12 protein-coding genes are annotated in these 13,518 nt (G+C 38.8%); 4 read left to right on the top strand and 8 right to left on the bottom strand.

All coding sequences use genetic code 11. The features are described from left to right. Positions 1–69 precede the first annotated feature (69 nt). The 5 genes from RG963_RS09815 to RG963_RS09795 form a co-directional block, all read right to left on the bottom strand. Entirely contained in the window at positions 70–1,113 is a 1,044-nt protein-coding gene (locus RG963_RS09815; RefSeq protein WP_310576092.1) for a potassium channel family protein, read from the bottom strand. Positions 1,114–1,645: 532 nt separating this feature from the next. Continuing rightward, on the bottom strand, positions 1,646–3,442 hold the full coding sequence (locus RG963_RS09810; RefSeq protein WP_310576091.1) for a site-2 protease family protein: 1,797 nt from the start codon (positions 3,440–3,442) through the stop codon (positions 1,646–1,648). A gap of 954 nt (positions 3,443–4,396) precedes the next feature. Then, the gene (locus RG963_RS09805) at positions 4,397–4,927 is read right to left on the bottom strand and encodes a hypothetical protein (RefSeq protein WP_310576089.1); all 531 of its coding nucleotides are present in this window, start codon (positions 4,925–4,927) and stop codon (positions 4,397–4,399) included. 313 nt (positions 4,928–5,240) lie between these two features. After that, entirely contained in the window at positions 5,241–6,170 is a 930-nt protein-coding gene (locus RG963_RS09800) for a hypothetical protein (RefSeq protein WP_310576088.1), read from the bottom strand. A gap of 475 nt (positions 6,171–6,645) precedes the next feature. Beyond that, positions 6,646–7,062: a hypothetical protein gene (locus RG963_RS09795; protein ID WP_310576087.1), complete on the bottom strand. Its 417-nt coding sequence runs from the start codon at positions 7,060–7,062 to the stop codon at positions 6,646–6,648. Between the two features lie 923 nt (positions 7,063–7,985). Between RG963_RS09795 and RG963_RS09790 the strand changes: the two genes are divergently transcribed. From RG963_RS09790 to RG963_RS09780, 3 genes are all read left to right on the top strand, one after another. Continuing rightward, positions 7,986–8,378, top strand: a complete 393-nt coding sequence (locus tag RG963_RS09790; protein ID WP_310576086.1) for an ArsR/SmtB family transcription factor — start codon at positions 7,986–7,988, stop codon at positions 8,376–8,378. A gap of 144 nt (positions 8,379–8,522) precedes the next feature. Next, a complete protein-coding gene (locus RG963_RS09785; RefSeq protein ID WP_310576085.1) occupies positions 8,523–9,614 on the top strand; it encodes a hypothetical protein in 1,092 nt (363 codons plus the stop codon). Between the two features lie 151 nt (positions 9,615–9,765). Further along, on the top strand, positions 9,766–10,998 hold the full coding sequence (locus RG963_RS09780; protein WP_310576083.1) for a helix-turn-helix transcriptional regulator: 1,233 nt from the start codon (positions 9,766–9,768) through the stop codon (positions 10,996–10,998). 285 nt (positions 10,999–11,283) lie between these two features. Here the strand turns inward: RG963_RS09780 and RG963_RS09775 are convergent, their stop codons facing one another. The 3 genes from RG963_RS09775 to RG963_RS09765 form a co-directional block, all read right to left on the bottom strand. Continuing rightward, entirely contained in the window at positions 11,284–11,541 is a 258-nt protein-coding gene (locus tag RG963_RS09775) for a DUF4405 domain-containing protein (RefSeq protein ID WP_310576082.1), read from the bottom strand. A 651-nt stretch (positions 11,542–12,192) separates the two neighbouring features. After that, entirely contained in the window at positions 12,193–12,474 is a 282-nt protein-coding gene (locus RG963_RS09770) for a DUF4405 domain-containing protein (protein WP_310576081.1), read from the bottom strand. A gap of 631 nt (positions 12,475–13,105) precedes the next feature. Beyond that, positions 13,106–13,333 carry a hypothetical protein gene (locus RG963_RS09765; RefSeq protein ID WP_310576080.1) on the bottom strand — a complete coding sequence of 76 codons (228 nt, stop codon included), beginning with the start codon at positions 13,331–13,333 and terminating at the stop codon, positions 13,106–13,108. Between the two features lie 112 nt (positions 13,334–13,445). On the opposite strand from RG963_RS09765, the gene RG963_RS09760 reads away from it, so the two are divergent. Further along, positions 13,446–13,518, top strand: a 73-nt coding sequence (locus tag RG963_RS09760) for a transposase-like zinc-binding domain-containing protein (protein WP_449566836.1), incomplete at its 3' end; no start/stop codon positions are given.

Genomic DNA, 13,518 nt, shown 5'->3' with positions numbered 1-13,518 from the left:
TTCTTAAAATTCATCCGTCTTCTACTCGTTCATATGAATAAAATTTATAATATATATTAAAATATCGGATCAATGCGTCAATTTCTTCAGTTTTGAAAGCTCCTCTCGGGTTCCTACAGCCAGTAAAACTGAATTTTCTCGGACAACATCTTCTTCCTTAGGGTCAAAGGACAAGGTTCCGCTTTTCCAGGTTCCTACAATTTTTGCACCCGTTAGCTGCTGGCTGGAAACTTCCTTAAGCGTCTTGCCTATAAGAGGGCTTTTCAGATAGACAGGAAACTCAATGATATGGATTCCTTCAAAAATCTCAGTTGCTCCCGTAACCCGGCTTACAAGCCTGTCTATTGCCTTTTTCCCGAGAAACTGCCCGAACATCCATTTGGGAGAGACAACAGTATCGGCCCCTGCATACTTGAGGTATTTTGAGTTAGACCGGTCCTCAACAACGGCAATAATGTTGATATTCTGAAACTCTCTGGCTGTCAAAACAATATTCGCATTTTTTTCATCAGATTTATTTGCAATAAGGAGTTTGGCCTTTTCTATGCCAGCATTCGTAAGCGTCTGCTTATCGCTCGGAGCCCCAAAAATGCAGGGAATATTTTTATAAACAAGTTCCCTGATCAACTCTTCTTCGTCTTCTACTATTACGAATAACATATCCTGCTCGGCCAATTCGTCTATCAGGGTTTCAACCAATTGATTATATCCGCAGATAATTATGTGATCTTTCATGCCTGAAGAGACCTTTCTTGGCAGCCTGAACTTGATAACTCTGTCCATCCACGGAGTGACAACATAAGTCACAAGAAAACCCGAAATCAGAATTATACCTAAAACCTGTATAATTATAGTAAAAATTCTTCCTGTCCAGGAAGTAAAGACCACATCGCCATAGCCTACCGTTGCAATGGTAGTTGTGGCCCAGTAAATAGCAGTTACAAGGTTTGCATTTTCGGGCTGGTTCTCGAGGACCATGAGATACTCGAAAGTCAGGATGTATAGGACAAGCAGGAACACAGCAGCTATTTTATATACAATGTGGGGATTCCTGTGGATTGCCTTCCGAAATCTTGCTCTTAGACTTATCTTCTTTCGCCCTGAATTAAACATCTTTAAAGTCCTGCCTGAACTTTCCTGATACAGATTGTGCTGAAATTTCTTATAACTGTTGCTGATAGATATACACATTCACAGTTTAACAGAATAATTTTATGCGGAGCAATTTTTTATAAGATAATTTTCTCATAGTTAATATACGGAGAAATAAGGTCTTAAAACCTACTTTCAACAGTTAACTTGTTTTTTCGTAATCTTTTACTGATGACGTTTTTGTTGGGAAACACATTATTCCTGATACTAAGTACTATTGCAAAAGCGGTTAATCGTTTGTATATGTCGTGAGATTTGGGTCATATGTTAACCAGTTTCAAATTCAAGATATTTACGAGTTCATCCCAAATCAGTTTTATTCTCAATCAGTAAGAGTTTCAGAAATAATTTTCATGATCAGAAATCTTGATTATTCGGAATAAAAGGGGAGAAAAAGAGAAAGAAATGGCTTGAATGTAAAGAAGAAAATGAAGGTAAGCCCGAAGCCTTATGGTTTTTGTAAAGGCCCGGGTTAATGAAGACAATCTCTATATCAAAGCCATTGCCCTATGAAAGGCCCGAATATCATAAACATAAACGAGAACAAGATCAACATCGAAAAGCTCGCTGTTATGGAGTTTGAGATTTTTTCCGACATCAAATCATTCCTGGTAAGGCGATACACAAAGGAATAAATATAGTCCCTAAATACATGTCCTCCGTCCAGGGGTACTGCTGGCAAACAATTGAACAGTCCAACATAGAAGTTAAGCCAGCCAACCCAGAGCAGGGTATTTGCAATCCAGAAAATCCCGATTCCCAGAGGTTCTGCCCAGCCAACGGGATGATAAAACTGCATAATCGTGCCTGAAAAACCGCGGAATCCCTCACCTGCAAATCCATAGATAGGAAGTCCGAAAAGAATAATCCAGCCTGCAGGCACTCCAAGTAAGGAGGGAATTTGCTTAAGGGCTTCAAGATATGCCTTTGCCTGTGGCATCCATATAGAGATTCCAAGCATAGGCGACTCTGCGATTCCGTTATTCCCGTAGAGAACTCCAAGGAAACCACGTTCACCCTGCGGGGGATTTGAAGAAAGTTGCACATTAAAAGCGACAGTGCCGTTTTCAGTGAGGTTGTCTGTGTAGTTTTCAGGGGGCAGCAGCTCTACCTGTATGGTCTGATTTGCCTGAGTTGTTTCCATAAAGTTTACGAAACTTACAACACTCTGCATTTTCGTATTGTTGAGCCGGACCATTGTCATCCCTGTTTCAATTCCTGCAGTTTCTGCCGGACTTCCCGGAATAACCCCTCCAACGACCACTCCGCCAACATAATCTTCAGGGACTGAAGCGGCCTTTAAATCATGCACAGAGGCAATACCTTCTTTTACGGCATGGATGCGGACAGTGTCTCCAGGTTTAGTTGTTTCAAGATATGTTAGCAGATCCACAGCTGTGGTAACATTAGTATTGTTAATTTGCGTAATCACCATATCTTTCTGGAGCCCTGCCCGGTCAGCCGGAGAACTTTCATTTACGCTTAAGATCATGGCATCACTCAAAGGAGCAATTGCCCCGAGTACAGGCCCGAAAAAGAGCAGGAAAGCGATAAAAGCCACTGTGAAGTTTGCCATGACGCCTGCTGCGAGAATCCGGGATCTCTGTGTCCTTGTAGCAGTTACTGTCGGCCCAGATTCCGGTTTCTCAGGTTTGGATACCTCAATTTCGCTCTTTATTTTATTTCTTTCTTCCCATTCTTCGATTTCCTCGATAGTGGCTGTCAGAGGAAGTTCTCTTTTCGTCTCTTCCTTCTTTCCGAAAAGCTGTTCATCATCAGGCTCTGCAAAACCTCCTACCGGAACTAGAGCAAACAGAATACCCATTGATTTGACCTTGATGCCTTCAACCCTGCAGAGAATAGCATGTGAGAACTCGTGCACAACAAGAGTAACTACGAGGGCAATAACTCCCCAGGTAAAGGGAATAAATTCGTTTACTCCAGGAATAAGCAGGATATTTCTTGGAGCATTATATTTTCCCGGTGCTGGTACGTTTCCATTAAGGAAAGAAGTATACAGCGCAAGGTCCGAGAGGGCAATGATCAGGAACATCGCAATCATGCCTGCAAACATCAGTAAGATTCCAAGGTTTGCAAAGCTCCTCCAGTAACGTTTTGGACGGGCCAGAATATCCAGCAGTTTAAGGCCCCTGGTTGTCCTGATCATAAGGATGGGAAGCGGCCCGAAGGTGCTTATGTTATACTTCTCCAGAATGCCTCTTCTGTTGAGAACAGAGACAAGGAACCAGTACAATAAAAAAATGCCTATTAAAATGCTTGTGCCACTCAAGGAAATTCTCCGGAATTATTAACCTGAACCAATTATAAATTTGAATTATTACTATTGATCTATTTTAATTGTTGATCTATTTTAATTGTTGATCTATTTTAATTGTTGATCTATTTTAATTGTTGATCTATTTTAAATGTCAATATATATTATCTGTTTAATTAAACGTCGCTTGAATAAAGAAAATTAGCACTGATGCTTTTGATTCAATAACTTTTTATTCGTGGCCATAGTCGTACAGACCTTAAATAGCCATTGTTAAGTATGAGACCAAATATTATCATTCCGTATCTGGCATTCTGGGCCAATTAACTCGTTCTATTGAGCTTCAGTATTTCATATGATATAAAAATATTATAGCGAGCTTATTACTGCTTCAAATCCGAGATATTTTAACATTCCTTTTTCAAAAGACTCCTATTTCGAAAAGGACATATATTAATACACCAGAATTATATAAAAATATATATGGAATTATAAATTGTCGGCATAAAGATTCTATGGCCAAAGGCGATGGATATTAGTCACACAAACAATAATGTCCGTCACATAGACAATAATGTCCTTTATATTATATTGTTCTCTATATCAATTTTCCCTGAGATGTCTGGTCTATGCTGGAATTGCATATATTACTGCCGAAAATATGGAGAATGCGTCAGAAGGATACCAAATTAGCTTTTAAAATCTCCAATCTAATTTGACAATCGTTTCTTTAAAAATATTTCCCAAATTAATTCTTTTGTTCCCAACTTTATTTTGCATTTCAGTCAGCACCAGCAGTTGATATGCCCAAAGAACGGCAAATTGTGTACTATTTAATGTTGCCGCCATTGAATAAAAAATAGGTGAAGAGCAGAATTAGTGAAAAAAACCATAAAAAATTGCAAAAGGAAGAGAAAAACCTTCCATTTACGACGGATTTTTTAAAGGGGTCTCATGCTCTTTTCATGTTTAGCTGAATAGAGATTTTAAAGCACTGACTAATTTTCCAAAGAAACCGGATTCATCTGCCGTTTCTTTACCGTTTTCGTCCGTAAGATTACCTTTATCCTCCATACCTTCAGGGCCCTGCCCTGGCATCCCACTGTCTTCCAGTGTTGTATTTCCATCTTTTGGCGGCTGACTCCTGTTAGTCATCATTTCAGGACGCCTCTCGGAATCATTCTCAAAACCCTGGGAAAGGTTTTCAGTTCCGTTCTGCATCCCTGGTCCGGGACCCATACTTCTGTTCTGCATCCCTGGTCTGGAACCCATATTCTGAGGAAGAATGATTTTTATATCATCGGGAGCTGCGGCAAGCGATGCATCAAGTTCCTGCTTAATCTGAAGAAGGTCATCTTCGGTTTCGGCACTGGAGATCTTTTCCTTTATTGCCTTGAGACTGGTTGTGAGTTGTTCGGCTGCTTCAAGGGATGATTCATTTGTAAGATTTTCTTTTGAATTCTCCAGAGTTTCTATAGTATTGTTTAGTGATTCGGTCATTCGAGTCTTCATTTGATCAACTGAGTCTCCAGAGCCAGGTGAAGGAGGAATATTTAGATCCTCGGCAAGCGCGAAAGAAGGGATTATACTAAATAAGGTTAATAAAGTAATTAAAATGGGAATTATTTTTTTAGTGAAAACTTCCATAAATTTCACCTTCAAAATACACAATCATACGTAGGGTTTTTCAGACGTAGGGCTTGATCAGGAACTTATCTCAAATATATCTGGGAAAGAAATGGGAAGAATCATCTTAATATCATCTCCTTTCTACTCCCCATCTCCTTTTCATGGCATCCAAAGCTGTTAAAGATTAAGCTTCAGTACTGTTGTCAGTACTGTTATCCTGCATTTTGCCAGGGCGATCAAAAAGGCAGTTACATCCTCCATGCTCGCCATGAGACCTCGGACCTTCGCCGGCATCCATTCCAGGCGTTCCCCGAGAAGAGAACATGATCTCCTTGAGATCTTCAAGGGACTCAGCTCCGTTAACATTTTCTATCAGGGAAGTGAGTTCTGTGATCCTGCTGCTGAGCTCATCACTTGTGTTCTCGCTCTCACTTACTTTAGCCTGAAGGTGTTCAACTTCTTTTTCGAGTGAATCAACAGCCTCGCTCTTCATATAGGTGAATACTACTTCCTGCAGTTCCGCTGCAGTCGAAGCCTCACTCACGTTAGTGGATAAATTTTGAAGGTCAGCGATTCTTTCACCGAGTTCTTCAGTCCTGTTGTCATCTCCGGCTTCCGTAAGGTTGGTCTGTTCAGTTTCTAGCCTTTGAGTCATATTTCCAAGGGATTCAACGATTTCCGTCTGAACATCAGTGAAATTGTCATCAGTAACGTTCTCAACCCTGTCGAGGCCGGATAATCCAGGCATTCTGCCGGGTCCCATGTGCATTTCTCCAGGGCCCCCGTTCATTCCATCAGGTCCCATACATTCATTTGTCGGCCTCTGACTGGACAAAACTTCCTGAAGATCGGATGCACTGGATGCTTCGCTTACATTGGTATAGAAGCTTTGGAGCTCGGTAATTTTTTTACTAACCGAGTCAAGGATGTTTGCCTGAACATCTGTGAAATTTTCGTCAGTTATATTCCCTGCTGGACCAGATCTTAGCTCATAACTCTGATCAGCCGAATTTGTTTGAGCTCCGTTTTCTGAAGCAAAAGCCCCTGGGATGATACTCAATACAATCAATACCATCGCAAAACGGGAAATTAATTTTAATGTTTTTATTTTCATAACGTACCTCCGTTAATTACCGTATTTTCTTTTTTTCGTGTGTCTCGGCTGTTCGCCTGTTGACAGTCCTAAAATTAACTGGCTTAAATATAAGCATACTTTCAGAAATAAGGATATTAAAGAAATTAAATTTAATAAATAAGCTTTTTTGGACTTTATATTCCAGAACAAACCTTAAAAGACCTCTTTAATACTTATTAGGACCCTTAAGCTCCGTATCTTTGAACCAAAAAAATGTATTCATTTGTTAGAACTTGCGCAGTTGAACTGAGAAAAGTAACATGAAACTTCAAATAGTCTAATTCACGATATTTATGATAGCCTGTTCATGCTTTATTTTGCTTCTCAACTGCGTAAGTCTAATCAAAAAGACCCTTTAACACAATTGGTTAAGGATCTTACTGCTTTTGGAATCCAATAAGGGATTGGAGGAATCAGTCGTAATCAGTTTTTTACAGCCAGTTTTCACCGTCTGTTATCTTTTATTATAATTGTTTTCCCATTTCTTATGGTTATTTTCCCATTTTGTATGGTTGTTTTCCCATTTCTTATGGTTGTTTTTCCATTTCTTGTAATTGCTTTCCCATTTCTTATAATTGCTTTCCCATTTTCTGTAATCGTCGCCATGTTTCTTATTGTTGTCCCATTTCTTTTTCTCGTTATCCCATTTCCTCTTCTCGTTATCCCAATTTCTCTGTTCGTTACCCCAATTTCTCTGTTCGTTTTCCCAGTTTCTCTGTTCGTTATCCCACTTCTTCTTCTCGTCGCCCCACTGCTTTTCATTCTTTTGCGGAGCTGCGCTTACTGACGCAGCTGTTACTGACATTACAAAAAAGACTAACATCAAAAGGCACAGTATCTTTTTTATTCTGCCAAATATTTGCTTTCCCATTATGCCCACTCCTTAATTTGTCTAATTTGATGTAATTTTAGACGGTCTATTTTTCAATTCACTCCCCGCCGCAGATATGCTACGGAAAGAGATTATACCAGATTATGCCAATTAATCGCCCAGATCAATTTGGTATGACTATTGGCAATTTTTTAAGTATTTATAGGACTTACACATTTGATAAGCAAAATAAAGCACGAGTGAGATGTTGCAAATATGATAATTTAAACATTTTAAAGTCTCATGCTACTTTTTCTCAGTTCAACTGAGTAAGTCCTTCTTTATTCTAATTGTCTTATCGGCTATTCGCCGGTTGACAATTCTGAAATATACTGGCTTAAATATAAAATTACTTGCAGAAATAAAGATATTCGAAAGGCTTAATTTAAAAAAATAAGCCTATTTAAACCTTAAATTTCAGAAGAAACCTTAAATCGCATAATTAATACTTAATGGGTTCGTTAAACATCGTATCCCTTAATAAAAGAGGTATAGGGGTTTGTTATCGTGGAAAATTCAGCTGGAGTTTATTATAATTCCATTAAAGACTTTTAAAGGGAAGCGAACCCCCTATATAGAAAAAATAAGAGTGATAAAGGATTAAATCTAAAAATAGCTTCTTTTAAAGCGTAAATTAGAAATTTAATCCTATAATAGAACTGAAAAAGTAAGTATGCTTTTATCTTTAAATCCAGATATAGCATCTCCAGTCAGGAACACATCGAGCAGTAACATCCACCCCAAAAAATCCCAAAATATGCTATGATAGTACACAGCTGTGTACGTGCATGTAGAAACGGTTAACACATCGAGGAAACCATATGTAGAATAAGCCTGCAAGATCCGCTCGGTGTATTCCTGACTGACCTTTCAGCTCTTAAACGAACTTTATATAAGCATTAGAAAATGTAACAGGGATAAAAATGCCTGATAACCCGGAGGAAAAATTGCTGATTTTGCAGCTTTCCGAAGATTCCAGAAAAATTGCCCGGCTTCTTTCAAATGAGACCTCAATCAAAATTCTTAAATTGCTTAATAAGAAGTCGATGTCGGCAGGAGACCTTGCAGATGAGCTTGAGGTGCGCCTGAACACTCTTAAATATAATCTGGACTCGCTCCTTGAAGCCGGAATGATCAGAGTAAGGCACATAAAATGGAGCAGGAAAGGAAGGGAAATAAAGGTTTATGAGGCAGTGGAAAAAGTAATCGTCCTTCTGCCTGTAAAAAAGAACCCGGAAACTTCTTTTATGTTAATGAAGTTATGGCAAAACATCTCCGAAAGTTTAGAGGGACAGAAAATCCCCGAATTGTCATGAAATTTATTATAAGCCTCCCACTTTTATGCGGCGATTATATCCTTTTCAAGAGAAATTTCAAAATATAACCAAATATTAAAATATATGAATCAAGAGAACAAGTACAGTCCAGCATTAAGTTCTTTCAACAGGACGTGGCCCAGTATGAAAATCAAATTTCTGTCCGTGCTCCTTATATTTGCAGGAATTATCCTGATCTCAGGCTGTGTTGATAGGGAAAACCAGCCTCTTACTTATAAAGCTCCAGGAGATCTGTACAGGAGTATATTTTATCCTTATACGGGTCATGGAAGCCCTGAGATACCAGGTGTGCATCCTCACAATCCGTTTTACAAAGGGCATCGTTTAGACTCTGAGTCCATCGAGACTCTGAGATATGCAACATCCCTTCTCGACAGCAATATAGAGAAGGCAGAAATTATTTCCACGCGGCTTGAAGAAGGAATTCAGCGTTTCAAAGCCGAGGGTGAGGATGTTAGCAGACTTGAAGCCTTACTTGGGGAATATAACCGCCTTTTAGAGGAAGCCAAAGAATACAGAGCCCTTGCAGCTGCCGACAAAGGAAACAACAGCTCAACTACAGATTCAGAAAACGGTTTATCCGAAAGTGATGAAAGAGAAAATTTGATCAGGTCTCAAAAGAGTATGATTCAAGCGAATCATGTCCTGAAAGAGATTTTCGAGGAATTAAGGTACATGATGCGTGGGAGCGAAGAGCTCAACAGCACATCCCGACTCACTGCTACAGGAAACGGAAAAGCTCTTCTTGCAGGCAGTTTTGACCTGAACATTCACCTGGAAAATGGATTGATGGCAATACCGGAGATATCTCCCGATTCCGAAATAGATATAAAAGGGAATTATACGTTTGAAGAAAAAACCGGTATGCAGGATAAGATACTCGTGTACAATATACAGTCTGCTGACGTGAACATCTCCGATTCTTTTAAGGCAATAATGCTTAGCGGCACAAACATTACCCTTACTGCATCTGGAGAAGGATATTCGACTTTCATGGGAAACGGCACATACAGGGTTGAGGATGCAGGCAAATTAATAAAAGAGGAAAAATGGGGGATCCCTTTCTTTGAAGAAGAAGAAAATCCCGATGAATTCGGATCTGATGAAGAGGATCATGACACAGTAACCGGGCACAAAATAGAGAGTAATATTGCCGAAGAGAACAGAGTTGGTCCGGAGGCCTTTGAGACTCTGCAGGAATCCAGGTCTGAATAACACAATATTGCCGAAGAAAACAGAGTTGGTCCGGAGGCATGGGACAAAAGAAGCTTTATTATAGAAAACCCATAGCCTTCAAGAAATAAATATAAGAACAAAAATTACCTGGAAGGATAACAAAATCCAAATTGCAGCTCTGGATTTACTGATGAAAATTAATCTGAGATTCTATATTATTTGCGTTGCTGCCATACTCGCTTTAGTTGTACCTGCCATAGCAAACAGCAACAACACCGCCACAATCCACGGAGAAGTATACGGCTGGGATACCTTCGAACCTCTTGAAAATGCAGTGGTTGATGTAAATTCCACGCCCTCTCAATCAATGGTGGCAAAATATGGCCTTTATTCCTTTAAACTGGCACCCGGAGATTACTCTATTACAGCCAGGTACTATCAGAACAGCACCCTTATCTATTCGGCAGAAGAAATTGTCCAGATTAAAGGTGAAGGAGATTACGTGCGCGATCTCCTGCTTCTTCCCGTTTATTCCGAAGAACTCATGGACGGCTCCGAAGTAAATGGCTCCTCTTCAAACTTGAATGAAAGTGCAGAAAACTCTTCTTCGAATAAGGTAAATCCGCTAACAGAAACAGCTATAGATGAGGTAAATAATTCTAATAACCTGAATCTCACCGGAGAAAACGGAGCTGATTCTTCAACTGTAAGTTATATGCTAATAGCCCTTACCTTTTTTATCCTAATTACAGGCGGCTACCAGCTTTCCAGGAAGCATAAAAAGATAGAGAAAACCCCGCCGAAAGAAAAAACAGAACATATCACAGGAAACTCTTCCAAACTAGTAAACACGCATGAGCTTTCTGTAAAAGTGCCGGATAAAAGCATTGAGCCTGAAATTAGGTCGGATTTCCAGGCAAACACTGAAGAAACCGTATACGTAAAAGGACCAGAAACAGAACCAGAACCCAAGCTCATAATAACAAGTCCGGGAGCAGAACCAGAACTCAAAATCATATTGATGGAGACGGGAGCAGAACCAGAACCCAAAATATCGGAAAGGAAAATACCGGCCGAAAGCAAAGAAGAATATCCGGTACTGGAAACGGAACTTGCGGAATCCGGGCCAGAAGAAGAGGAAGAAGAAAATGAAATTATTTCCCTTGAAGAACCTGAAGATAGTCCCGAAATTGGAACTCCTGCTCCCAAAAAGAAGCTCCCGCTTCCCGCAGACCTCCAGGTGGTCATGGACATTATTAGAGGTCAGGGAGGTCGGATTACCCAGAAAGACCTCCGCAGCAAGCTGAAATATTCAGAAGGAAAAGTCAGCCTCATGCTTGCTGACCTTGAAAGGAGAGAACTTATTGAGAAGTTTAAGCGCGGGCGCGGGAATGTTGTGATCCTTAGAGATGAGGAGCGCTAAAACTCAGGATTTTACGTTCCTTATATTTTTTCAGATTTGTAAACCTTGGTAATTTTGAACATCTAGATAATTAATTTGGATCTTCGATAATTTTGATCTATTTAGATATTCGACAACTCTGACCTCCCTGTTTTCTATGATCTTAATCCATAGACATTAGTTGACTTAGGACAATGCGAAATAACATAGGTAGTTTTTAAGGATGTTTTAAATAATTTTCACGAGCAAGATCACTGATTTAACTTTAACTATTATCTATTGCCTAAGTTATTTCGTTACAAATACTTAGAGAACTTCACACTCTTTTATTTCCGTATCTTTTCTGAAAAAGTTCTTTGTGGTGCATACTATCCATCTCCAGTGGAGTGCGATATGGATAACAAAGAAGACCAGCATCAGGATTCCAACTTTATCATGGATCAACCTCAAGATTGGGCCTGCACCACGGTGGTTGAAAAACATTATAAGACCTGAATAACCAACCAAGACAAATTGAACGAAGAGTACTAAGTCCACCAGATAGTTAAGTTTTATTCTGTTCATTTCTTCACTCCATTTAAACATTTATTCTATATTTTTGAAACATAACAACTCATTTGATTGATTTTTGTTTCAGCCACATACCATCGCAGTTATGCTGTTTTTCAGCTTACCTCTACATAGCCTTAATTGCCAGAAAAAGAAATAAAGATACTTGCAAAAAATAATGAGAAAAAGAGATTTATTTTATGTTTGAAGGTTAAGTAGCCCATTTATATTAGAATAAAGCTTAATTTTAGAGTTTAAACCTTAACCTGCCTATTTTTGAGCTTCATTTTGCCAATTAGCTCAAGGACAATAGCCAGGTAGGCAGAATTATCCAGAAAATCTGCGCAACAGGCTGAAGTGCTCCGAAGTAAAAGACAGCCTTATGATTGTTGACCTCAAGAGAAGAGGAATGGTCGAGAAGTTCGAATGGAGGGAGGGAATGTTGTGATCCTGAAAGATGAGGAGCGTTAATTCAGGACCCTACACTCCCCCATTTATTTGCCTTATTTGTAGACCCTGATAATTCTGTACATCCGGATTATTTATTTCTTTATTTATTTATTTATTTATTTATTTCTTTATTTCTTTATTTCTTTATTTCTTTATTTATTTATTTATTTATTTATATACTCGAAACTTCTGACTTTTCCCTGCTTTCTACTGACCTTAATCCACAGGCATATAGTTCGCCTCGATAACTTCACCTGCTTTCATTTCCCGTTCAATTCTGAAAAAATTCTTTGTAGTGAATACTATCCATCTCCAGTGAAGTGCAATGTGGACAACAAAGAAGACTAACATAAGGATCCCAAGTTGCTCATGGATTCCCTTCCACAATTGGGATACACCATGACCATTTAAAAGCAATAAAATACCCGAAAAACCGACTAAGGCAAATTGAACGAAGAGTGCAAGGTCAACAAAATAGTTGAGTTTTAATCTGTTCATTTCTTCACTCCATTGTAACTTTTATATTTATACCTTGTAACATTATCAATTTCAGTTCATTTTTGATTTGTATTTGATTAATTTTTACTTCATGAGCCATTTACTGTTGCGGCGATACTGCTTCCCAGCTTACCGCTTTACATACCCTTAATTGCCAGAAAAAGAAATAAAGATGCTTGCAAAAAAGAGTGACAAAAAGAGAGTTATTTTAAATTTAGAGGTCAATTAATCAATTGATTAGAAAACAAAGCTTAATTTTAGGGTTTAAATCTTAATCTGATTATTTTTTACCTTTATTCTACCAATTATTTAAAGATAATAGCCATGCAGGCAGGATCATACAGAAAGATCTGCGCAGCAGACTGAAGTACTCCAGAAGGAAAGAAACGTTTCATACTTGTGGACCTTGTGGGAAGAGAGTTAAAAGAGAATTTCAAGCTGGAGAGTGAAAATCTCTTAATCTCGAAGGAAAAGAAGAATTCATTTATTGGAAGTCACTTTGAAGATGTGACTTACTTTTCTCCGTAATTTCCCCTCTCAAATAGCAAAAATACCCTGCCACTATGTTCTCCCGCGATAATAATAGTACCATCTGGAGAGAATTAGCGGCAAAAGGATTTTTTGCGGCTTTTTATTGTTCAGGTAGTCTTTCATCACATGAAGCTTTATGACTTTTTATCCTCATCATAGGTCTGTAAAAGAGACAGGTTGAACAATTTTTAGCAAAGGTCTTCAACATCGAAATAATCATAATCTGCAGTTTTCCCCACAGCTTTTCGATTGTTTTCAGATGGATCTCCTCATCTTCAGGGAAAATCGCAAGTTCTTTGTAATGTTCTAATTTATCCTCGTCCAGCAAATAAAAGCTAACACAAATCGTTGCTTCAACCTCCCCTCATATCTATTAAATATTTATAAATGGCATTGGTAAACAAAAATAGATATATAATACTTATAACCTATATTTCTGCATGAATTGCCCAAAATGTAATAGTTCCAGTCACAACAAGAATGGCATAGTTGGCGGGCGTCAACGGTACAAAT

It is taken from the genome of Methanosarcina baikalica (genome assembly GCF_031461075.1).
Taxonomy (GTDB): domain Archaea; phylum Halobacteriota; class Methanosarcinia; order Methanosarcinales; family Methanosarcinaceae; genus Methanosarcina; species Methanosarcina baikalica.
Note: the sequence above shows the minus strand (reverse complement) of the source record. Positions and strands in the feature narration are given on the sequence as shown.

What these genes read in the sequence shown, in the direction of transcription:
- RG963_RS09780 (WP_310576083.1), top strand. Translation starts at nt 9,766, where the DNA reads ATGAAAATTAATCTGAGATTCTATATTATTTGCGTTGCTGCCATACTC.
- RG963_RS09770 (WP_310576081.1), bottom strand. Translation starts at nt 12,474, where the DNA reads ATGAACAGATTAAAACTCAACTATTTTGTTGACCTTGCACTCTTCGTT.
- RG963_RS09790 (WP_310576086.1), top strand. Translation starts at nt 7,986, where the DNA reads ATGCCTGATAACCCGGAGGAAAAATTGCTGATTTTGCAGCTTTCCGAA.
- RG963_RS09800 (WP_310576088.1), bottom strand. Translation starts at nt 6,170, where the DNA reads ATGAAAATAAAAACATTAAAATTAATTTCCCGTTTTGCGATGGTATTG.
- RG963_RS09795 (WP_310576087.1), bottom strand. Translation starts at nt 7,062, where the DNA reads ATGGGAAAGCAAATATTTGGCAGAATAAAAAAGATACTGTGCCTTTTG.
- RG963_RS09805 (WP_310576089.1), bottom strand. Translation starts at nt 4,927, where the DNA reads ATGACCGAATCACTAAACAATACTATAGAAACTCTGGAGAATTCAAAA.
- RG963_RS09775 (WP_310576082.1), bottom strand. Translation starts at nt 11,541, where the DNA reads ATGAACAGAATAAAACTTAACTATCTGGTGGACTTAGTACTCTTCGTT.
- RG963_RS09815 (WP_310576092.1), bottom strand. Translation starts at nt 1,113, where the DNA reads ATGTTTAATTCAGGGCGAAAGAAGATAAGTCTAAGAGCAAGATTTCGG.
- RG963_RS09785 (WP_310576085.1), top strand. Translation starts at nt 8,523, where the DNA reads ATGAAAATCAAATTTCTGTCCGTGCTCCTTATATTTGCAGGAATTATC.